At 63.7% G+C, this 21,163-nt stretch carries 23 protein-coding genes; 9 read left to right on the forward strand and 14 right to left on the reverse strand.

Features of this window, described 5'->3' with window-relative positions:
* The coding region (locus LB543_RS21605; protein ID WP_224615490.1) for a transposase family protein at nucleotides 1-295 on the reverse strand (295 nt) is incomplete at its 3' end.
* Between the two features lie 127 nt (nucleotides 296-422).
* Here LB543_RS21605 and LB543_RS21610 point away from each other — a divergent pair.
* Nucleotides 423-1,577, forward strand: a complete 1,155-nt coding sequence (locus tag LB543_RS21610) for a helix-turn-helix transcriptional regulator (protein WP_224615491.1) — start codon at nucleotides 423-425, stop codon at nucleotides 1,575-1,577.
* Between the two features lie 146 nt (nucleotides 1,578-1,723).
* A complete protein-coding gene (locus tag LB543_RS21615; protein WP_015315358.1) occupies nucleotides 1,724-2,419 on the forward strand; it encodes a DUF1013 domain-containing protein in 696 nt (231 codons plus the stop codon).
* A gap of 64 nt (nucleotides 2,420-2,483) precedes the next feature.
* On the opposite strand, the gene LB543_RS21620 is transcribed toward LB543_RS21615, so the two are convergent.
* The 4 genes from LB543_RS21620 to LB543_RS21635 all read right to left on the reverse strand — a co-directional run bounded on the left by LB543_RS21620 (nucleotide 2,484) and on the right by LB543_RS21635 (nucleotide 4,592).
* Nucleotides 2,484-3,203 carry a helix-turn-helix transcriptional regulator gene (locus LB543_RS21620; protein ID WP_013529238.1) on the reverse strand — a complete coding sequence of 240 codons (720 nt, stop codon included), beginning with the start codon at nucleotides 3,201-3,203 and terminating at the stop codon, nucleotides 2,484-2,486.
* 72 nt (nucleotides 3,204-3,275) lie between these two features.
* Nucleotides 3,276-3,683 (reverse strand): hypothetical protein, encoded by a 408-nt coding sequence (locus LB543_RS21625; protein ID WP_224615492.1) that lies wholly within the window; start codon nucleotides 3,681-3,683, stop codon nucleotides 3,276-3,278.
* A gap of 66 nt (nucleotides 3,684-3,749) precedes the next feature.
* Nucleotides 3,750-4,340 carry a DJ-1/PfpI family protein gene (locus LB543_RS21630; RefSeq protein ID WP_224615493.1) on the reverse strand — a complete coding sequence of 197 codons (591 nt, stop codon included), beginning with the start codon at nucleotides 4,338-4,340 and terminating at the stop codon, nucleotides 3,750-3,752.
* An 84-nt stretch (nucleotides 4,341-4,424) separates the two neighbouring features.
* Nucleotides 4,425-4,592 carry a hypothetical protein gene (locus tag LB543_RS21635; RefSeq protein ID WP_224615494.1) on the reverse strand — a complete coding sequence of 56 codons (168 nt, stop codon included), beginning with the start codon at nucleotides 4,590-4,592 and terminating at the stop codon, nucleotides 4,425-4,427.
* Between the two features lie 265 nt (nucleotides 4,593-4,857).
* Here LB543_RS21635 and LB543_RS21640 point away from each other — a divergent pair, with 265 nt between their 5' ends.
* A complete protein-coding gene (locus LB543_RS21640; RefSeq protein WP_224615495.1) occupies nucleotides 4,858-5,811 on the forward strand; it encodes a ring-cleaving dioxygenase in 954 nt (317 codons plus the stop codon).
* A 116-nt stretch (nucleotides 5,812-5,927) separates the two neighbouring features.
* Nucleotides 5,928-6,089 (forward strand): hypothetical protein, encoded by a 162-nt coding sequence (locus LB543_RS21645; RefSeq protein WP_140754587.1) that lies wholly within the window; start codon nucleotides 5,928-5,930, stop codon nucleotides 6,087-6,089.
* A 26-nt stretch (nucleotides 6,090-6,115) separates the two neighbouring features.
* Here LB543_RS21645 and LB543_RS21650 read toward each other — a convergent pair whose 3' ends face one another.
* The 7 genes from LB543_RS21650 to tkt all read right to left on the reverse strand — a co-directional run bounded on the left by LB543_RS21650 (nucleotide 6,116) and on the right by tkt (nucleotide 15,719).
* Complete coding sequence (locus LB543_RS21650; RefSeq protein WP_224591398.1) at nucleotides 6,116-6,832, reverse strand: SGNH/GDSL hydrolase family protein; 717 nt, start codon at nucleotides 6,830-6,832, stop codon at nucleotides 6,116-6,118.
* Between the two features lie 154 nt (nucleotides 6,833-6,986).
* A complete protein-coding gene (locus tag LB543_RS21655; protein ID WP_140809679.1) occupies nucleotides 6,987-7,730 on the reverse strand; it encodes a DUF899 domain-containing protein in 744 nt (247 codons plus the stop codon).
* Nucleotides 7,731-7,908: 178 nt separating this feature from the next.
* Nucleotides 7,909-8,934 carry a class I fructose-bisphosphate aldolase gene (locus LB543_RS21660; protein WP_224615496.1) on the reverse strand — a complete coding sequence of 342 codons (1,026 nt, stop codon included), beginning with the start codon at nucleotides 8,932-8,934 and terminating at the stop codon, nucleotides 7,909-7,911.
* Between the two features lie 148 nt (nucleotides 8,935-9,082).
* Complete coding sequence (locus LB543_RS21665; protein WP_224615497.1) at nucleotides 9,083-10,279, reverse strand: phosphoglycerate kinase; 1,197 nt, start codon at nucleotides 10,277-10,279, stop codon at nucleotides 9,083-9,085.
* Between the two features lie 156 nt (nucleotides 10,280-10,435).
* The gene (locus tag LB543_RS21670) at nucleotides 10,436-12,316 is read right to left on the reverse strand and encodes a potassium/proton antiporter (protein WP_224615498.1); all 1,881 of its coding nucleotides are present in this window, start codon (nucleotides 12,314-12,316) and stop codon (nucleotides 10,436-10,438) included.
* A gap of 187 nt (nucleotides 12,317-12,503) precedes the next feature.
* Nucleotides 12,504-13,514, reverse strand: a complete 1,011-nt coding sequence (gene gap, locus LB543_RS21675; RefSeq protein ID WP_224615499.1) for a type I glyceraldehyde-3-phosphate dehydrogenase — start codon at nucleotides 13,512-13,514, stop codon at nucleotides 12,504-12,506.
* Between the two features lie 213 nt (nucleotides 13,515-13,727).
* Nucleotides 13,728-15,719: a transketolase gene (tkt, locus tag LB543_RS21680; RefSeq protein ID WP_224615500.1), complete on the reverse strand. Its 1,992-nt coding sequence runs from the start codon at nucleotides 15,717-15,719 to the stop codon at nucleotides 13,728-13,730.
* 260 nt (nucleotides 15,720-15,979) lie between these two features.
* On the opposite strand from tkt, the gene LB543_RS21685 reads away from it, so the two are divergent.
* The 4 genes from LB543_RS21685 to LB543_RS21700 all read left to right on the forward strand — a co-directional run bounded on the left by LB543_RS21685 (nucleotide 15,980) and on the right by LB543_RS21700 (nucleotide 18,512).
* Nucleotides 15,980-16,252 (forward strand): DUF4164 domain-containing protein, encoded by a 273-nt coding sequence (locus LB543_RS21685; protein ID WP_224615501.1) that lies wholly within the window; start codon nucleotides 15,980-15,982, stop codon nucleotides 16,250-16,252.
* An 11-nt stretch (nucleotides 16,253-16,263) separates the two neighbouring features.
* Nucleotides 16,264-16,629, forward strand: a complete 366-nt coding sequence (locus LB543_RS21690; RefSeq protein WP_140754571.1) for a cell division protein ZapA — start codon at nucleotides 16,264-16,266, stop codon at nucleotides 16,627-16,629.
* 204 nt (nucleotides 16,630-16,833) lie between these two features.
* A complete protein-coding gene (locus LB543_RS21695) occupies nucleotides 16,834-17,493 on the forward strand; it encodes a peroxiredoxin (RefSeq protein WP_224615502.1) in 660 nt (219 codons plus the stop codon).
* Between the two features lie 146 nt (nucleotides 17,494-17,639).
* The gene (locus LB543_RS21700; RefSeq protein ID WP_224615503.1) at nucleotides 17,640-18,512 is read left to right on the forward strand and encodes an MBL fold metallo-hydrolase; all 873 of its coding nucleotides are present in this window, start codon (nucleotides 17,640-17,642) and stop codon (nucleotides 18,510-18,512) included.
* Between the two features lie 84 nt (nucleotides 18,513-18,596).
* Here LB543_RS21700 and rpoH read toward each other — a convergent pair whose 3' ends face one another.
* On the reverse strand, nucleotides 18,597-19,508 hold the full coding sequence (gene rpoH, locus LB543_RS21705) for an RNA polymerase sigma factor RpoH (RefSeq protein WP_015315375.1): 912 nt from the start codon (nucleotides 19,506-19,508) through the stop codon (nucleotides 18,597-18,599).
* A gap of 189 nt (nucleotides 19,509-19,697) precedes the next feature.
* The gene (locus tag LB543_RS21710) at nucleotides 19,698-20,753 is read right to left on the reverse strand and encodes an RluA family pseudouridine synthase (RefSeq protein ID WP_224615504.1); all 1,056 of its coding nucleotides are present in this window, start codon (nucleotides 20,751-20,753) and stop codon (nucleotides 19,698-19,700) included.
* 26 nt (nucleotides 20,754-20,779) lie between these two features.
* Here LB543_RS21710 and LB543_RS21715 point away from each other — a divergent pair, with 26 nt between their 5' ends.
* Nucleotides 20,780-21,163 carry a fimbrial protein gene (locus tag LB543_RS21715; protein WP_224591387.1) on the forward strand — a complete coding sequence of 128 codons (384 nt, stop codon included), beginning with the start codon at nucleotides 20,780-20,782 and terminating at the stop codon, nucleotides 21,161-21,163.

Raw genomic sequence — 21,163 nt, forward strand, 5'->3', positions numbered from 1 at the left:
CGGCAAACAGCGCCGGATCGATGCGGTTCATGAGCAAAGTCAGCCAGCGGCCGCCCGGCACGCCGTGATGGTAGGGCAGATAGCGGCGCAGGAAGTCAAGATGGGCATTTCCCCACGCTGCTATCAGGTCGTAATCCTCGCAGTCGCAGATCGTGCCGCAGACGACCAGAAGCAGCACCTCGGGCAGCGGATGGGCAACCCGCCACGGCTCACGCGGGTCTTCGATCTCGCCAAAATGCTCGAGAAGCGACCTCAGGCGGGACTTTTCGAATCCTTCAAGGGCGACAGTGGTCATGGCGAGGCTCCGAATCATGGGACCCCCATGGAATCAGATCAGCCGCAATCCCCAAAGCGCGTTAACCCGAGTTCGCAGCCCTGATCGGTCGCCGAGCAGGCTTGACCTCTATTTTCGGCATGGCATCTTGACGGATGGGGACCGGTTGCCGCGTGAGCGCGTGGCCGGCAGGACAGGCATCGACGAAGGCTTCCACGCCGTGTTGGACGATCTTACCGACAAGATCTACGAGGCTGCTTTCGTTCCGGACCTATGGCCGGAGGTGCTGGAAGGCATCAATGCCGCCTCCGCCTCGGTGGGCGCCGCGGTGTTCCTGTTTGCCGACGAGCAGCCGGTGCGCGGAAGGACGGTGCCGCTGCTGCAGGACTTGTTGAGCGAATTCCTTCTGGGCGATACGCTGCAGTTCTCCACGGCGGTCTCGCGCATGTGCGCGGTGCAGCCGGCGAGCTTCGTCGATGTCGAGAGCTTCCTGACAGCCGAGGAAATCGAGAATGATCCGATCCGGGTCCGCCTGCGGGCGCTCGGGATCGGCGCGCATACCTGTACCGCCATCCCGATGCCTAGCGGCGAATTGGCTATCTTTGTCTTCCAGCGAAGGCTTGGTGAAGGCGGCTACGACGCGCGGAGCTTCGACATTCTCGACGGTTTGCGGCCGGCAATGGCGCGCGCAAGCCTGATCGCCGCACGGCTTGGCCTGGAGCGCGCCAAGGGAACCGTGGCCGTCATGACGGCCATGGGACTGCCGGCGGCAATTCTCTCGTCGAGGGGACGTGTGCTTGCCGCCAATCCGTTGTTCGAGAGCATGGGCTCGATCTTCCTGCCGGTCGCCTTTGGTGGCATGGCAATAGCCGATGCGGACGCCAATCGCCTGTTTCAGCAGGCCGTCGTCGCCGCGCGCGGGGATACCGAACCCTCGGTCCGATCCATCCCGGTTCCGGCTGCCGCCCAAAGGTCGCCACTGATCCTTCATGTCCTGCCCCTGCGCCGTTCCGCCCACGAGATATTCTCGGGCGCCGACATTCTGATCGCGGCGACGGCAGTGAATGCCAGCGCCATGGTTCCGTCGCCAACGCTGCTTGCCGGCTTGTTCGACCTGACGCCGGCCGAAGCGCGCCTGGCCTCGGCACTTTCGCAAGGACGAACCCTGATGGAGGCGGCGGCAAGCGCCAACATCACCGTGAAGACCGGACGAACCTATCTCGAACGGATATTCGCCAAGACCGGAACACGCCAACAGAGCCAGCTTGTCGCGTTGCTCAAGGGCACGGAACCGTTCCGGTAACTGCCGGTTCGCGGTTTCCGGTGGGCTTCTCCAAAGACATTGCGAAACAGGCAGGGAACGGTTATACAGGCCCCGAATTTCCCATTTTGGTGGCTCTAAACCACCGCCCGCGCGGGAACGCGGGCGAACGAGAAGGATTTTTAAAAATGGCCAATACGCTGCTGATGCCCAAGGCGACCGCCGTCTGGCTGGTCGACAACACCGCGCTTTCCTTCGAGCAGATCGCGCAGTTCTGCGGGCTGCATCCGCTCGAGGTCAAGGCGATCGCCGACGGCGAATCGGCGCAAGGCATCAAGGGCATGGACCCGATCATGACCGGTCAGCTGACCCGCGACGAGATCGCGCGCGCCGAGAAAGACCCGAACCAGCGCCTGAAGCTTTCCGACCCCAAGGTGCGGGTGCCGGAATCCAAGCGCAAGGGTCCGCGCTACACGCCGCTGTCGAAGCGCCAGGACCGGCCGAACGCCATCCTGTGGCTGGTGCGCAATCATCCCGAACTCAAGGACGCGCAGATTTCGCGCCTCGTCGGCACCACCAAGTCGACGATCGAGCAGATCCGCGAACGCAAGCACTGGAATTCGGCCAATCTGCAGCCGATGGACCCGGTGACGCTGGGCCTCGCCTCGCAGATCGACCTCGACATGGAAGTCAACCGCGCCTCGCGGGGCCGCGAACAGGCGCAGCCGGTCGGCGACACGCTGCTGCCGGCGGCATTGACCGAGCGGCTGGTACCAGCGCCGGAGAAGCCGAAGGACGAGGATGCGGAGCTCGACGCCAATGCGGTCTTCGCCAAGCTGTCGGCGCTGAAGTCGAAGGATACCGACACGGACGACGAGGAATAGGCCTTTCGCCTACGCAACAAAAAAGCCCGCTTCGAGCGGACTTTTTTGTGCGGTCGGGCAAATCTCAGCTTCGCGCCGCGCGGTCCGGCGCCATGCCGTAATCCTCGCTGCGCTCCACCGCCCGGTAGAAATCGGCAAGCTGCTTGCCGCGTTCCGGCTTGAAGATGCGCCCTGCGATGACCACCGAGGCGATGCGGTCGATGCGGAAGGCACGGAAATCATCGCGCATCTCACACCAGGCGACCAGCGTCCACACCTTGCCCCAGAACCACAGGCCGAGCGGCCTGATATCGCGCGCGGTGCCGCGGCCGGCTTCGTCCGAGTAGTCGATGGTCAGCACCTGGCGCTTTTCGACCGCGCGTTCGATCAGATCGATCGCCTCGCGGGCGGCGTCGCTGACCACCCACATCGGCGTATGGATCTCGGTGCGGGCGATGCGGTCCTTTTCTGCATCGGGCAACACGGCACCGATCTTGACCAGCGCCTCGTCGGCGGCCCGCGCCATCGCGGCGCCGCCAAAGGCACGCACCATTCGCGCGCCGGCGACCAGCGCCACGATCTCGTCACGCGTGAACATCAGCGGTGGAAGGTCGAAACCCTCCCTCATCATGTAGCCAACGCCGGCCTCGCCGTCGATCGGCACGCCCGTCGACTGCAGGTCGGCTATGTCGCGATAGATGGTTCGCTCGGAAACCTCGAGCCACGTGCCGAGCTTCTGGGCGGTGACCAGACGGCCACCACGCAGATGCTGCACGATCTGAAAGAGCCTGTCGGCGCGGCGCATCGTTTGCTTCCCCAGTATCGTTCCCATGCATGCCGTGGCTCCCGGACCGGATCCACTTCCACATGGCATGCATTACGGTTTCAGCCCTTCGCGCTTGCGCTGCGCGGCGACGAAATCCGCGCCGAAGGACAGTTTACTCGTTGTCGGCGTCGTCGCATCGAGCACGCGCCAGAAGGGTGCGATGTCGCGGAGAGTCATGCCGCGCTCAAGGTCCTCATTGGCGGCTTCGGCGACCGTGCGCAGATGATAACCCATGGTGACCGGGCATGTCACTTCGGCGCCGTGCTCGATGGCAAGGGCCGTGCGCAACGCGCGGACATCCATCTCGACGCCTTCGGGAATCGAGCGGATGAAATCGTCGACCTGGCGCGCGGTCGGCACCAGCATCGGCTGGCCTTCGAGGACGTCCCCCACCGTGCGCGGCGTTGGTTTCACGCCGCTGATGCCTGGTGTGTTCAGCCTGTCGTTCCAACTCTTCATCGATCGTCCTTTCGGCCGGCCAGGCGCATCATCCCACCATCGCACGCACCTCCTGACAGCATACTGTCAGGAGGCTTCAGCATACTCCTTGGCGAACAGCGTCCGCATCTGCGCGAGTTGGCTGCCTTTCTCGGGATAGAGCGTCTGCAGGAAGGCAAGGGCGAAGGTGCCCGGTGCCGAACCCGGCGCGGACACGATCTTGCCGTCAGCCACGGCATGCGGCACATCCTGATAGTTCAGGTCGCCGGCATAGCCGGCTTCGTGACCGTTGATCCAGTCACGGCCATTGCTGGTGTGCCTAGCGTTCTCGAACATGCCGGCGCGGGCCAGCGCAAGCGTTCCCGCACAGATGCCGCCAACGACACCGCCGCGCCTGGCGACGGCCGTCAGCAGTTCGGAAGCATCCGGCGGCGCCTTGCCCGCCCACTGGTCGGAACCGATGACGGCCACGGCATCGAGATCGGTATTCTCATCGACGCTGGCTGACCGGTCTGGCGTCAGCCGAAAACCGCTGATTCCGGTCACCGGCTTGCCTTCGGGCGTAATCGACACGGCGCGAGCGCGGAACCATTCGACCGCCGAGGCTGCCAGCAGCCCGTATTCCCAGTCGGCAAAACCTTCGATGAACAGAAAGCCGATTATCTTCTGATCGGGCATGAACTCGCTCCATCCCTCGCGCGCCGGACCTGATATCTGGGTGCCGATGGGTCAGCATCCAACTGCTGCGCTGAAAATTTCGTCTCAATTGCCGTGACGGCGACGCTCGGCATACATGTCAGGCCAGCCGATATCCTTGCGAATGTCGGCGGGCAGCGCATTCATGAACCGCTGGGTCCGGATCTCGTTGCGCATCGTGCGGATCTTACCGACATAGTGCTGCATGCCGCGCAGAATGGTAAAACCGTTCATGACCAATCTCCTCTCTCTGACTGGGAACAGTATCGCACACCCCTCCTGACAGCAGTCTGTCAGGAGGATGGCAGGTCGTGCGACGACGGTTCCGTTCTTGCCGTGACGGGTCAGGCGGGCGCGGATTGTTCACCGGAGGGCAGCTAATCGGGGCAGTATTGTTCATCGCGTGGTGACGGACTGTCGGGATAGGCGGCCTTCAGCGGCGTGACGGGAGTTCTGATATGAAGGGAGAAAATCCTTCCCCAAAAACAGGGAGACGACTATGAGCTTGCAACTGACGGGAATTCACCATCTGACCGCCATCACCGCCAATGCGCCCGGTAATCTTCACTTCTACACGAGGGTGCTGGGGCTGCGGCTGGTCAAGAAGACGGTGAACCAGGACGACACATCGGCCTACCACCTCTTTTATGCCGACGGCGAGGCAACGCCGGGTACCGACCTCACCTTCTTCGACTGGCCGGTCGGCCGCGAACGGCGCGGCACGCACAGCATCGCGCGGACCAGCCTCAGGGTCGGCAGCCGGGAGAGCCTTGCCTGGTGGAAGCAGCACCTTGCCAGCGAAGGCATCGTGACAGGAGAGATTGCCGATATCGGCGGCTACTCCAGCCTGGATTTCGAAGATCCCGAGGGCCAGCGTCTGCGGCTCGTCAGCGATGGCGGCAAGGGCGGCAGCCATCCCTGGGCGCAGAGCCCGGTGCCGGCGGAGCATCAGATCCGCGGGCTCGGGCCGATCGTCATCAGTGTTCCCGACATCACCAACACCGAGGCGGTGCTGACCAGCGTGATGAACATGCGTAAGGCCCGCGACTATGCTTCGCCGGACGGTGAGGGCCAGGTCCACGTCTTCGAAATGGGCGCGGGCGGGCCGGCGGCGGAGCTTCATGTAGCCGTGCAGCCTGGGATTGCGCCGGCTAGGCAAGGCGCCGGTGCGGTTCATCATGTTGCCTTCAGGGCGCCCGACCAGGAGACGTTGCATCAATGGACGGCACGCCTGGCCGAATTCCGGCTTCCATCGAGCGGCGAGGTCGAGCGCTACTACTTCCGCTCGCTCTATTTCCGTGAGCCGAACGGCATCCTGTTCGAGATCGCCACCGACGGACCGGGGTTCACCGCCGACGAGCCGCTGGAAACGCTCGGCGAAAGCCTCGCCCTGCCGCCGTTCCTGGAGGCAAAGCGCGCTTCGATCGAGGCTGGCCTCAAGCCGCTGAAGTAGATCGCTGCGCGGTCAAGGCGGGCGCCGCGTTCCGGTTCGGGATCGCGACGCCCTTTCTTTCCCGGAGACGGAACGAACCGCTTTGACAGGTGACAGCGTTGCTGGTCAAAGGCGGCATGACCAAACTCCTCGCCCTTGTCATTGTCGGGTTCATGGTGATCCAGATCATCAAGCCGGTCGGTTGGCCCGGGCTCAAGCGCCGCGCCGATTTCTGGAAATTGGCATTGCTCGCCATGGCGGCAATCTCGCTGGCGGCCGTGCTCGGGCATTTGACATAGGCCCTCGCGACACCTGTCGTCGGCTTTCAGTCCGCAAGCACAGGGCCGACGAGATGTTCCGCCCAGGCCCGGTAGCCGGCCTCCGAGGCATGGAACCCGTCGGAGGCAAAACCGGCCTCGGGATTGGTGATCGGCAGGCGCGGCGCCGGCACCGCGCCGCGTTCCAGGCAGAGGCGTTCGCCCATCCGGTTCATCGCGGTGGCGCGGATCTCGAGGATCTTGCCGAGCAGCGACGGCATGGCCGGCGCACGCGTGAACTCCAGCACCGGTGACCATACCACGCGCGCCTCCGGCCATTTGGCGCGCAGCGCATAGAGCAGGCCGCCGAACTCCTTCTTGAAACGCGGTACTGAATGGAAGTTCTTGGTATCGTTGGTGCCGATGGCGAGCACGATGTGCGTCCACGGATCGGCCGACAGATTGGGCAGGACATGGTCGCGAATCTGGCCCGATGTCGCCGAATTGAAGCCGGCTGCACGCCAGCGCACAGCGCTGCCGGTGCGCTGTGCAATCAGGACGGCGAGCTGCGCGGCAAGTCCGTTTTCGGAATTGCCGATGCCGACCGACGCGGCTGAGGAATCGCCCAGCACCAGCAGCGAGATCACCGGCGGGTTGCCGGCGAGATCGTGCATGACCGGGCCTCGCGCCGGCAGCATGCGCGAGGTGCGGCGGCGCACGCCCAGCCCCTGCCAGACATAGACAGGGAAGGCGAGCCAGGTGAGAATGGTCGGAAAGCGTCGCATCGCTGGTCCATTGAGCTGGTTTGCGACCAGCATCTAATGCATGTCACGGGCGAGGTGAACGAGCATTTCCGGCGAAAACAGAATCGCCTCGAACGCTCTACCCCTTTGCTTTACGCTATTCCGAACGCAAAACCGCTCCGCACTTCGGTGGACTCTAGCCGTCGTGGCGATCGCGCTCCGCTTGCGGCTCGCCTGCATATTCGTCGTGCAGCCGCACCCAATCCATCAGGTTGCGATAGAGGCCGGTCTCATCGCGGCCCTTCGGCGTCAGGTCCAGATAGTGGTAGGCGCCGATCAGTTGTTCGCCGCCGCGGGCACGCGAAACGAATGTCAGGAAGGTGTCGCCGTTCTCGTCCCTGTAGAAAACGCTGATGCCGGGGAGCTCCTTCGATGTCCGGGGACGGGTTTCGAAATTATAGGTGGTGTCGCCAGCCGCGATCTGCCTGTCGGTGAAGGAAACCTGCATGTCAAAGTTGAAATCCGACGCATAGGACGACACCCAGTCGAACTTCCAGCCCATGCGCTGCTTGTAGGGCAGCAGTTCCGCCAGCGGCGCGCGTGAAACCACGACCACCGACACATCGTGATGCCTCAGATGCTGATTGGCTCCGTCTATATGGTCGGCAAGGAACGAGCAGCCCTCGCAATGATGCGTACATCCCGGTCCAAACATGAAGTGGTAGACGATCAGCTGGCTGTTGGCGCCGAACAGGTCGGAAAGTTTCTTCGGCCCCTGTTCGGTTTCGAAGACATAGTCCTTGCGGATTTTCAACCAGGGCAGTTCGCGCCGCTCGGCCGCAACGCGCTCGCGTAACCGTGTCAGTTCCTTCTCGCGGGCCAGATGTGCCTTATGAGCCTCGAACCAGTCTTCGCGCGAAACGACCTTGTTGCGATGCATGAACTTCTCCCTGTCTGCATCCCAAGGACGTACGGGATGGGCGCAAGCCGACATCGCCGCTGCCAGGAATGCCCAGAGCAAATAAGAATGCGAACGCCTTGCCCCAAGGCCGGTGCGCCAAAACAAAAAACCCGGGCATGTCGGCCCGGGTTTGAAGGAAAGGAATAGCAGGGGGTCTTCAGGCAGCCTGTTCCAGGCTCGCCTTCCATTTACCCAGTGCCGCCAGGTGATTCATGTGGGCACGGTGGGTGAAGGCGGCCTGGCCGGCGGCGACGTTCGAGGCCTTGCCGCTCCAGGCCTTCTGCGGCGCGGCCTGCAGCGCGCGGCCATAGGAGAAGGTCAGCTTCCACGGATGCGGGCCGATGGCGTTGATGGCATTGAGGTTGGCGGTCGCCTCCTCGTCCTCCTGGCCGCCGGAGAGGAAGGCGATGCCCGGCACCGCCGCCGGCACCGTCTCGCGGAACAGTTTTATGGTTTTTTCGGCTACTTGCTCGGGGCTGTCCACCGTGCCTGATTTTTTTCCCGAGAGCACCATGTTGGGCTTCAGGATCGTGCCTTCGAGCACGACACGGGCGGCGTAGAGTTCGTCGTAGAGCTTCGTCAGCGTCGCCTTGGAAACCTCGTAGCAGGTGTCGATGTCGTGGGCGCCGTCCATCAGCACTTCAGGCTCGACGATCGGCACGATGCCGGCTTCCTGGCAAAGGGCCGCATAGCGGGCGAGGGCATGGGTGTTCGCGCCGATCGACGTGACCGAGGGCACGCCCCTGGTCGTGTCGATGTCGATCACCGCGCGCCATTTGGCGAAGCGGGCGCCGAGCTTGTAATAGTCGGCAAGGCGCTCGCGCAACCCGTCGAGGCCTTCGGTAATGGTGTCGCCGGGAAAGCCGGCCAGCGGCTTGGCACCGGCATCGACCTTGATGCCGGGAATGGCGCCTGATGCCTTGATGATGTCGACCAGCGGCGTCCCGTCGGCGGCCTTCTGGCGGATGGTCTCGTCATAAAGGATGACGCCGGAAATGTACCGGGTCATCGCGTCCTTGGTGCGGAACATCATCTCGCGGTAGTCGCGGCGGCTGTCGGCGGTCGATTCGACACCGATGACATCGAAGCGCTTCTTGATGGTGCCGGAGCTTTCATCGGCGGCCAAAAGGCCCTTGCCGTTGGCCACGATCGCGGCGGCAATGTCTTCGAGACGTTCGCTCATGGTTGCTCTCCTTGACGGTATCGTTCGCGTTTAACGGAACTCTACCGCCAAAGGAATGATGCCGGAAAGCTCGAATCGATTGAAAGTCGCCGGCGCTGCCGCCGGCTCCCCTCGAGTTGATCGGATTGTCGGCGAGCCGACGAACGCCTCAGCGCTTGAGCACGTCGACGCCGGGCAAGGGCTTGCCTTCCATCCACTCCAGGAAGGCGCCGCCGGCGGTCGAGACATAGGTGAAGTCGTCGGCGACACCGGCGTGGTTGAGCGCGGCCACCGTGTCGCCGCCGCCAGCGACCGAAACCAGCTTGCCGGACTTTGTACGCGCGGCCGCATGCTTGGCTGCAGCCACCGTGGCGTGATCGAACGGCTCGATCTCGAAGGCGCCGAGCGGACCGTTCCAGACCAGCGTCGCCGCGCGATCGATCCACTCGCCGATCGTCGTCACGGTTCTGGCGCCGACATCGAGGATCATGCCATCGGCTGGCACGTCCGAGATGGCGACGGTCTCGCAGGCCGCACCCGCCTTGAATTCCTTGGCGACGACGCCGTCGACCGGCAGGATGATGGCGCAGCCGGCCTCGGCGGCCTCGATCATGATCTGCTTGGCGGTCGGGGCGAGATCGTGCTCGCACAGCGACTTGCCGACATCGGTGCCGCGCGCGGCGAGGAAGGTGTTGGCCATGCCGCCGCCGATGACCAGCGCGTCGACTTTCTTCACCAGGTTCATCAACAGGTCGATCTTGGTCGAGACCTTGGCGCCGCCGACGATGGCGACGACCGGACGCACCGGATTGCCCAGGCCCTTCTCCAGTGCCTCGAGTTCGGCCTGCATGGTGCGGCCGGCAAAGGAAGGCAAGAGATGCGCCAGCCCTTCGGTCGAGGCATGGGCGCGGTGGGCGGCGGAAAAGGCATCGTTGACGAAGATGTCGCCATTGGCGGCGAGCCGTTCGGCAAAGGCCGGGTCGTTCTTCTCCTCGGCCTTGTAGAAGCGGGTGTTTTCCAGGAGCAGCACGTCGCCCTTGTCCATGGCGGCGATAGCGCTGCCTGCCGTGTCGCCGACGCAATCGCTGGCGAAGCCGACGGGGCGGCCGAGCACCTCAGCGGTTGCCCTGGCGATAGGCTCCAGCGAGAATTCGGGCGAGGGGCCATCCTTGGGCCGGCCGAAATGGGCGAGCAGGATGACCTTGGCGCCCTTCCCGGACAATTCGGCGATGGTCGGTGCGATGCGCTCGATGCGGGTGGCGTCGGTGACCTTGCCGTCTGCGACGGGAACGTTGAGATCGACGCGCACCAGCACGCGCTTGCCGCTGATGTTGCCGATATCGTCCAGTGTCTTGAAGGCAGCCATGCCGGTCCCTTTCGTCTGAAAATCGCCGGGACCATACCCCGCATCGGCGGCGATGCAAGGCTTTGGCCGGGGTCGGATGCGAAATTTTGAGACGGGCGGGGACATAGTCCGTGAAGACGCCCGGCTTATGTCGGGGTGGTGCAACGATCGCCCGCGTCAGCTTTCGGCCGATGCCTTCTCGACCGGCGGCTCAGGGCCGTCATCCGCCTGTGCCGTTACCTGCGCCCCGGCCGGCTTGCGCCACTTGCGGATAAAGGCACCGAGACGGTCGCCGATCTCGCCGGCGCTCAGGAAGACAGGCACGCGCGCCACCGGTGCGGTCGGCTCGAAAGAGAGGCCGAGACCTGTGATCCTGCCCTTGTCGTCGACATCCCTGACGATCAGCTCGATCGGGCCAAGCAGAACCCGGTCGGCATATTCGGCATGGCCGCCGAGCCGCGCCGTGACCAGGGCGCCGACTGTTTGCTTCTGCTCGGCCTCGGTGAGACCGGGCGCATAGGCGACTTCCAGTTCGGCGGCGGAGCGTTCGGGGTCGACGGCGAAGGCGCCGAAAAAATCGGCATCGTCCGGATCGACCACGGCGCGGCTGGCGAACAGCTTGTCGAGCAGGCGCGGATAGCGGTCGGGCACGAAGATGTAGACCTGATCGCCGGCAGCGAGCCGGCCCATGTCCTGGAAACGCATCGAGCGGCCGTCACGCAGCACCAGCGAGGGCCGCGCCCAGCGCGGGATGCGCTCGCCGCGCGCCACCGGGCTGCCTGGCGCCACACGATAGGCAAGGAGTTCGTGATGCGCGGAGCCGGGCAGCTCCAGTTCGACCTTGTCCAGAGGTCCGAGCCGCGCCGGCACGATCAGGCCCAGGCGACGCGCCAGCGGACCGACGGTCCAGCCCTGGATGACCAGCGACACCAGAACGATGATGAAGGCGGCGTTGAAGATGGTGCGGCCGTTCTCCAGCCCGCCGAGCAGCGGTGTGATGGCGAGCAGGATGGATACGGCACCGCGCAGCCCGACCCAGGAGACGAAAGCGACTTCGGGACGCGGCAGGCGGAACGGGACCAGGCAAAGCCACACGGCGACAGGTCTGGCAATGAACATCAGGAACAGGCCAAGGGCTATCGCAGGCACCATGATCGCCGGAAATTGCGAGGGCGTCGCGAACAGGCCGAGGATGAGGAACATGATGATCTGCGCCAGCCACGACATGCCATCCTGGAAACGCTTCAGGATGGTGACGGCGCGGATGTCGGAATTGCCTGCGATGAGCCCGGCGATATAGACGGCCAGGAAGCCCGACCCGCCAATCGCGCCGGCGGCGGCGAAGACCATCAGCGACAGGGTCAGCACGAAGATCGGCAGCAGGCCATGGTCGAGGTTGAGCCGATCGACTAGGCGCACGATGGCGAGGCCGCCAAGCACGCCGACGATGGCGCCGAGGCCCATGTTGACGAGGAAGCCGAGGATCAGATTGGTGACCAGGACATTGGCTTCGGGATTGGCATGGGCGGCAATGACCTCGACCAGCGTGATGGTCAGGAAGATGGCGATCGGATCGTTGGTGCCCGATTCCACCTCGAGCGTGGAGCGCACGCGCTCGCGCAGATTGATCTCGCCGGCGCGCAGCAGGAAGAACACCGCGGCCGCGTCGGTCGAGGCGACGGCGGCACCGAGCAGGAAGGATTCCAGCCAGCTGAGGTCGAGCAGGTAGTAGGCGGCGGCGCCGAACAGGCCGGTGGTGAGAAGCACGCCGAAGGTCGCCAGCGACAGGGCTGGTCCTGCCGCCTGCCGCAAGGCGTTGAGCGGCGTGCCGAAACCGGAATCGAACAGGATGACGGCGAGCGCCAGTGAGCCGGCAAAATAGGCGATACGGGCGTTGTCGAACTGGATGCCGAGGCCGTCGGTTCCGGTGGCGAGCCCGATGCACAGAAACAGGAGCAGGAGCGGGGCGCCGAAGCGGAAGGCGATCAGGCTCGAAAACGCGGCGGCGACGACAAGCGCTGTGCCAACCAGCGTGACGAGATAGATCGCATGCTCCATCCGTGATTTGCCCCTCGAATTCCTCTGCCTCCTGGCTTTACGGCAGAGTGGGGCGAAGGCGTGACCAGTGCAAGGCGGGAGGGTGGTTTTTTGCCCAGCGCCACTGATTTTCGCGCTGCTGCTCCGGTAAACGAAAAACGCCCGGACGAAGCCGGGCGTTTCGAGTGTCGAGAAGACGGATCTTCGATCAGGCGATGGTCTTGCCGAAAGCGACGGCGGTGTCGCCCATGCGGTTGGAGAAGCCCCATTCATTGTCGTACCACGACAACACCGAAACGAAGTTGCCGTCCATCACCTTGGTCTGGTCGAGCGCCATGATCGAGGAGCGCGGATCGTGGTTGAAGTCGATCGACACGTTCGGGTGATGGGTGACGCCGAGGATGCCCTTCAGCCTGCCGTTGGAGGCGGCGATCACCGCCTCGTTGATTTCCTGTACCGTGGTCGAACGCTTGGCGATGAACTTGAAGTCGACGACCGAGACATTCGGCGTCGGCACGCGGATCGAGATGCCGTCGAGCTTACCCTTGAGGTCGGGCAGGACGAGGCCGATGGCCTTGGCGGCACCGGTCGAGGTCGGGATCTGCGACAGGGCGGCGGCGCGGGCGCGGTAGAGATCCTTGTGCATGGTGTCCAGCGTCGGCTGGTCGCCAGTGTAGGAATGGATCGTCGTCATCATGCCCTTTTCGATGCCGACCGTCTCGTGCAGGACGGCCGCGAGCGGCGCCAGGCAATTGGTGGTGCAGGACGCATTCGAGATGACGATGTGGTCCTTGGTCAGCTTGTCGTGGTTGATGCCGTAGACGACGGTCAGATCAGCGCCGTCGGCAGGCGCCGAGACCAGCACGCGCTTGGCGCCGGCGGTCAGGTGCGCGGCGGCCTTGTCGCGGGCGGTGAAGATGCCGGTGCATTCGAGCGCGATGTCGACGCCGAGTTCCTTCCACGGCAACTGCGTCGGGTCCTTGATCGCGGTGACCTTGAACTTCTCCCTGCCGACGGTGATCTGGTCGCCGTCGACCGACACTTCATGGGGGAAACGGCCGTGCACGCTGTCAAAGCGCAGCAGGTGGGCATTGGTCTCGACCGGGCCGAGATCGTTGACGGCGACGACATCGATGTCCCTGCGGCCGGACTCATGGATGGCACGCAGGATGTTGCGGCCGATGCGGCCAAATCCGTTGATGGCAACTCTGACGGTCATTGTTCTCTCCCTGGGAGCTGGAAGGCAGACGATTGGTCCGCAGCTTCATAGCGGCGGACGGGCGAAGAATCCAGCCGCAGCGGGCTGGATTTAAATCGATTAGGTTAGGCCAGTCCGGCGAAACCGCTTTTCACGCGATCTCGCCGGTAATTTTGTTTCGTGCATGTCGTTATCCCAAAACCGCTATACACTTTTGGGCGACATGCCCGGGCCTCATTTGCCGTGCAGGCGGGCTTCCGCTGCCTTGGCAGCCGCATCGGCGGTGATACCGAAATGCGGATAGAGCTGCTCGATGGTGCCCGAGGCACCGAAGCTGGTCATGCCGATGAAGATGCCATCGGATCCGATGAGATGATCCCAGCCCTGGCGGATGCCGGCCTCGATCGCCATCTTGATCGGTGCCGAACCGATCGTCTTCTTGCGATAGGCGTCGCTCTGCTTGTCGAACAGTTCGAAGCAAGGCACCGAGACGACACGGGTCGGGTGGCCATGCTTTTCCAGAAGGTCGCGGGCGCCGAGCGCGATCTCGACCTCGGAGCCAGTGGCGAAGATCGTCACCGCGGCTTCACCGCTGGCGGCGGCGAGTTCATAGGCCCCCAGGCTGCTCAGGTTGTTTTCGGTGAACTCGGTGCGCACGGTCGGCAGGTTCTGACGGGTCAGCGCCAGCGTCGACGGCGTCTTTTCGGATTCGAGCGCGATCTGCCAGCATTCAGCGGTTTCGACCGCGTCGGCCGGACGGAACACATTGTGATTGGGAATGGCGCGAAGGGCCGCCATGTGCTCGACCGGCTGGTGGGTCGGGCCGTCTTCGCCCAGACCAATGGAATCATGGGTCATGACGAAGATCGAGCGGATGCCCATCAGCGAGGCAAGCCGCATCGACGGGCGGGCATAGTCGGAGAAGCACAGGAAGGTGCCGCCATAGGCGATGAGGCCGCCATGCAGCGTCAAACCGTTGATGGCCGCGGCCATGCCATGCTCGCGAATGCCGTAGTGAACATAGCGCTGGCCGTAATCGTCCGGCGTGATGTTCTTGGTCTGGCTGGTCTTGGTGTTGTTGGAGCCGGTCAGATCGGCCGAACCGCCGATGGTTTCCGGTACCGCGCCGTTGATGACTTCCAGCGCCATCTCCGAGGATTTGCGGGTGGCGACCTTCGGCTTGTCGGCCGTAAGCTTCTTCTTGTAGTCGACGATGACGGCGTCGAAGTTCGCCGGCAGCTTGCCCGCGGTGCGGCGCTCGAACTCTGCCTTCAGCTTCGGATCGGCCTTGGCGAGGCGGCCTTCCCAGTCTGTGCGCGCCTTGACGCCGGCCTTGCCGGCGGTGCGCCAGGCATCGAGGATGTCGGCCGGGATTTCGAAGGGCGGAGAATCCCAGTTGAAGAACTTGCGCGCGCCGGCGATCTCGTCGGCACCGAGCGGCGAGCCGTGCGCCTTGTTGGTGCCGGCCTTGGTCGGCGCGCCGAAGCCGATGGTCGTCTTGCAGGCGATCATCGTCGGCTTGTCGGAATGGCGGGCGGCCTCGATGGCATAGGCGATCGCTTCGGGATCGGTGCCATCAATGTGGCTGGCGTTCCAGCCGGAGGCCTGGAAGCGCGCGACCTGGTCGGTGTTGTCGGCGAGCGAGACCGGGCCGTCGATCGAGATGTTGTTGTTGTCCCAGAAGACGATCAGCTTGTTGAGCTTGAGGTGACCGGCAAGCGCGATGGCTTCCTGGGAAACACCTTCCATCAGGCAGCCGTCGCCGGCCAGCACGTAGGTGTAATGGTCGACGAGGTCGTTGCCGAAGGCGGCGTTCATGATGCGCTCGCCGAGCGCGAAGCCGACCGAATTGGCGAGGCCCTGGCCGAGCGGGCCGGTCGTGGTTTCGATGCCGGTGGCATGACCGTATTCGGGATGGCCGGCCGTTTTCGAACCCAGCTGGCGGAAGTGCTTGATCTGATCGATGGTCATGTCTTCGTAGCCGGTCAGATGCAGCAACGAGTAGAGCAGCATCGAGCCATGGCCGGCCGACAGGATGAAGCGGTCGCGGTCGGCCCAGTGCGGGGCCTTGGGGTCATATTTCAGGAAGCGGGTGAACAGCACCGTGGCGACGTCGGCGCAGCCCATGGGCAGGCCGGGATGGCCGGAATTCGCCTTCTCGACGGCGTCCATGGAGAGGAAACGGATCGCATTGGCCATCCGGTCATGTTGTTCACGCGACGTCATGGTACCTCCAGGGTGGGGGTTTGGGGGCTTGGGAGAGCCCTTGAAAAGGGTGCGCGACACATAGCAGGCGCGGGCTTTTAGTCAACAAATCGGGTGCAGATTTGCCGGTCTTGTGATGCCGCAGGCAGGCCTACTTTAGCGTTAGCGGGGGACAGTCGCGAGAGCTTTGTTGACGTTGCCTTCACCCGGTGCCTAATGTTTCCTGGATAACGCGTTCTGAACGCGAACGATTCGGTGATGGGCAGGGCAGGACGAAGGCCATGACCGGGGAAACCACGCTCAAGGAAGTAATCGTCAGGCTGGGTAAGGCCATAGAAGGGCTGGAAAACGCCGTCGCGGCCAAGCTCGAGCATGAGCGGGACTATTCGGAAGCCGAGGCCGAAGTGCAGCGGATGAATGCCGATCGCTCCCGGCTGGCGCAGGAGCTCGACAATTCCGAAGCGCGCGCCGAACGGCTGGAAGACGCCAACAAGGAAGTATCGCGACGGCTGGTGACCGCGATGGAAACCATCCGCGCCGTGTTGGACAGATAGGAGCTGGCCCGATGGCACAGGTCACGGTTTCAATCGACGGCAAGCAGTACCGCATGGCCTGCGACGAGGGCCAGGAAGAGCATCTGATCGACCTCGCCGAACGCTTCGACCGTTATGTCTCGCATCTGAAGGATTCTTTTGGCGAGATCGGCGACCAGCGGCTGACCGTCATGGCCGGCATCATGGTGATGGACGAGCTCTCCGAGCTGCAGAAGCGCGTCAAGGGCATGGAGAGCGAGGTGCTGACCTTGCGCAAGACGCGCGACGAGGCGCTGACCAAGGCCGACAAGAGCGACAGCGTGCTGACCAACGCTCTCGGGGCCCTGGCGCAGCGCATGGAAGATCTGGCGACGTCGCTGGCGATCAACAAGGCCTGAGGCGCGCCTCCCCGATCCCTGACGTCTGTCTCATGCCCGATGTCACGCTCTATTTTTCGCCCCGCAGGCGCGGAAAAATTTTGCCCGTCGGGCGATAGCCGTCATCTCCGGCGTTTAATCAGTCACGCTGCGGTGGTACGATTAGGTGCCGGCGCCGGCCGGCAAAAGAATGCCGGCTATATTTCACAAGGGTAGGGATAGGTCATGAGTCTTCGTATCAACGACATCGCGCCGGACTTCACCGCCGAGACCACGCAAGGGACCATCAAGTTCCATGACTGGATCGACGACGGTTGGGCGATCCTGTTCAGCCATCCGAAGAATTTCACGCCGGTCTGCACGACCGAGCTTGGCACGATGGCGGGGCTCGAGGGCGAGTTCAAGAAGCGCAACGTCAAGATCATCGGCATTTCGGTCGACCCGGTCGAAAGCCACGGTAAATGGCAGGACGACATCAAGACGGCGACCGGCCATTCGGTGCATTATCCGCTGATCGGCGACAAGGACCTCAAGGTCGCCAAGCTCTATGACATGCTGCCAGGCGGCGCCGGCGAAACCTCGGAAGGCCGCACGCCCGCCGACAATGCTACCGTGCGCTCGGTCTACGTCATCGGACCGGACAAGAAGATCAAGCTGGTGCTGACCTACCCGATGACGACGGGGCGCAACTTCGACGAGATCCTGCGCGCGGTCGATTCCATGCAGCTCACCGCCAAGCACCAGGTGGCGACGCCGGCGAACTGGAAGCAGGGCGAGGACGTCATCATCACGGCCGCCGTTTCCAACGAGGATGCAACCAAGCGCTTCGGCGCCTACGAGACCATCCTGCCCTATCTCAGGAAGACCAAGCAGCCTTCCGCCTGAAGCCAGCGTGTCGGAACAGTTTTTGGCTTTTCCGCTCCTGCGAGCCAAGTCATGCTTGACTGGCCCGCAGGAGCGGACAACGATGCTCCCAATGGGTTCCGGTAGAGAAAATCGTTCCTGCCGGCCTTGGGGTAAGGGAGCCGGATGTGGATGTAGCTTTGGCCAGGCCTTTGGTCAGCGGCTTCTATGACAAGCCGACCGGGGCCATCCAGTATGTCGTCGCGGACCCCGCGACGAAGCGATGCGCCATCATCGATCCGATCCTTGATTTCGACGAGAAATCCGGCGCAACTGGTACGAGGAGCGCGGATGCCCTGCTCGATTTCGTCGGGGAAAATGGGCTGGAGCTCGAATGGATCCTCGATACCCATCCGCACGCCGACCATTTCTCGGCGGCGCATTACCTGAAACAGAAGACCGGAGCGCCGATGGCGATCGGCGACAGGATCGTCGACGTCCAGGCGCTGTGGAAGGTCATCTACAACTGGCCGGATTTTCCCGCCGACGGAACGCAGTGGGACAGGCTGTTCGCGGAGGGCGAGACGTTCCGGATCGGGACCCTTCCGGTCAAGGTGCTGTTCTCACCCGGACATACGCTGGCGTCGATCACCTATGTGGTGGGGGATGCGGCCTTCGTGCATGACACGATGTTCATGCCCGACAGCGGCACGGCGAGGACGGATTTCCCCGGCGGCAGCGCCGCGCGGCTCTGGCGCTCGATCCAGGGCATCCTGGCGATGCCGGACGAGACGCGCGTCTTCGTCGGCCATGATTATCAGGCCGGTGGCCGCGAGCCCCTGTGGGAAAGCACCGTGGCAGCGCAGAGGGCCACCAACATCCATCTTGTCGCCGCGCGCACAGAGGCTGAGTTCGTCGCGCTGCGCGAGGCGCGCGACCGCACATTGCCGATGCCGCGACTGATCCTGCATGCGCTGCAGGTCAACATGAACGGCGGGCGGCTGCCGGAACCTGAAGCCAATGGCCGGCGGTACCTCAAGTTTCCGCTGGATGGGCTTTGAGGCAACCGTGGCTCCGGCTGCGGCGTACAAAAAGGCGGCGCCAGTTTCCTGACGCCGCCGTTTGTTTCGTAGCCGATCCCGGCTTTACGCCGCTGGCTGTGCCTCGATGGTGCGCAGCGCCTGCATCTGGCGCTTGGCGGCGGCCTTGACGGCATCCTGCACCTTTTCGAAGGCGCGCACCTCGATCTGGCGAACGCGCTCGCGGCTGATGTCGAACTCGGCCGACAGTTCCTCAAGCGTCAGCGGCTCCTCGGCGAGGCGACGCGCCTCGAAGATGCGCCGCTCGCGATCGTTGAGCACGGCCAGCGCGCCCGACAGCATGCCGCGCCGGTTTTCCAACTCGTCCTGCTCGATCAGCATTTCTTCCTGGCTTTCGTGGTCGTCGACCAGCCAGTCCTGCCATTCGCCGGACTCGCCTTCCGTCGCCCGGATCGGCGCGTTGAGTGACGCGTCGCCGGACAGGCGGCGGTTCATCGACACCACTTCGGCCTCGGAAACGTTCAGCCGCGTGGCGATCTCGGCGATCTGGTCGGGCTTGAGGTCGCCATCGTCCAGCGCCTGGATCTTGCCCTTCACCTTGCGGAGATTGAAGAACAGACGCTTCTGGTTGGCGGTCGTGCCCATCTTGACCAGGCTCCACGAGCGCAGGATGTATTCCTGGATCGAGGCCTTGATCCACCACATGGCGTAGGTGGCGAGGCGGAAACCGCGCTCGGGTTCGAATTTCTTGACGGCCTGCATGAGGCCGACATTGCCTTCCGAGATCACTTCGCCGATCGGCAGGCCATAGCCGCGATAGCCCATGGCGATCTTGGCGACGAGCCTGAGATGGCTGGTGACGAGCTTGTGCGCGGCCGTGGTGTCTTCATGCTCGGCATAACGCTTGGCGAGCATGTACTCTTCCTGCGGCTGAAGCATGGGAAAGCGGCGGATTTCTTCGAGATAGCGGCTGAGGCCGCCTTCGCCGGAAACGATACTGGGTAATGACTGGGCCATGATAGCGCCCCCTCTCTATTGGAGTGATGCCCCCGAAACGCGGCGGGCATGTGACGCGAGCACCAAAGGCTCGCCCGCGACAACAGATCCTATACAGGAACAAAACCAGAAAAGACAGGCATTTGTTCAACACGAAACAGTGTGTCACGCTGAAGTGAACAATGACAGTCAGGTTTTTTGATGGTCGGTTCAGAGTTTGCTGAAGCCGTCGACGAGTTTCTCCATATCCCTCGGCATCGGTGCCTCGAACCTCATCGTTAGATGGGTAGTGGGATGCCGAAATGCAAGGAGCCAGGCATGCAAAGCTTGCCGGGAAAATGCCTTGACCTGACTTTTCAAGAGCTCCGGCAGCCGATTGGCCTTGGTGCGGAATGCCAGGCCGTAATCGGGGTCGCCGATGACGGGATGGCCGATATGGGCCATGTGAACGCGGATCTGGTGGGTGCGGCCGGTTTCCAGTCGGCATTCGACGAGGCTTGCGGTGGCGAATTCCCGCTGGTCCTCGCCGAAACGCTCCTGCACGGCAAAGCGGGTGACGGCGTGGCGCGCGTCGTCGCGGCCTTCCGGCACGACAGCGCGGCGCACCCGGTCGGCGGCGCGGCCAAGCGGCGCATCGATCGTTCCGGTCGGCCTCTGCGGTATGCCCCAGACCAGCGCCAGATAGGCGCGTTCGAGGTCGCCCGTCAGGCCGTGGTCGGCAAAGGCTTCCGACAGGGCCTTGTGGGCGCGGTCGGTCTTGGCGACCACCATTACGCCGCTGGTCTCCTTGTCGAGGCGGTGGACGATGCCCGGCCGGCGCACCCCGCCAATGCCCGACAGGCTGTCGCCGCAATGGTGGATCAGCGCATTGACCAGGGTGCCGGTCCAGTTGCCGGCGCCGGGGTGCACGACGAGCCCCGCCGGCTTGTTGATGACGATCAACTCGTCGTCTTCGTAGAGCACGTCGAGCGCTATGTTCTCGCCCCGCGGCTGCGCCGGTTCCGGTTCCGGCATGGCGACCGACACATTTTCGCCCGCGCTCATCTTGCGTTTGGTTTCGTCGACCGGCTTGCCGTCGATGACGACGGCGCCTTGCCTGATCAGCATCTGTACGCGACTGCGTGACATGTCCGGGCCAAGGGCGGCTGCCAGCCACTGGTCCAGGCGTTGGCCCGCCGCATCCGCGCCCGCGACCAGCAAGGTGGGCGCGGCCTCCATCAACAGGTCCTCTATCAATTCGGGGGCCTCTTCGCTATGAGCGCTCATCGAAAAACCATTCCGGAATATTTGCCATGGCCCGGCCCGATGCCGACGAAGACCAGGAAAAGCCGCTTGACCCCGAGGTCGACAAGCTGCGCGGCAAGCTCATCCGCTTCATGGTCATCAATCTCGGCCTCTTGTTTGTTGCTCTTATGGTGGTGATCGGCGCCCTTGTCTACAAAGCCCGCAAGGCGCCATCGGCCAACCCGCCGCTGTCCGGCGACGTCCAGACGCCGGCTGGCGAGCCGGCCAGCGGCGATATCGTGCTGCCGGTGGGCGCCAGGGTGGTCAGCCAGTCCTTGTCGGGCGATCGTCTCTCTGTCGATGCCGAGCTTGCCGACGGCAGCCGTGCGATCTTCGTCTATGATATCGCCGAGCGCCGCCTGATCGGCCGTTTTGCAATCCGCAACAAATAG

This window comes from Mesorhizobium sp. ESP7-2, assembly GCF_020164715.1.
GTDB lineage: Bacteria > Pseudomonadota > Alphaproteobacteria > Rhizobiales > Rhizobiaceae > Mesorhizobium.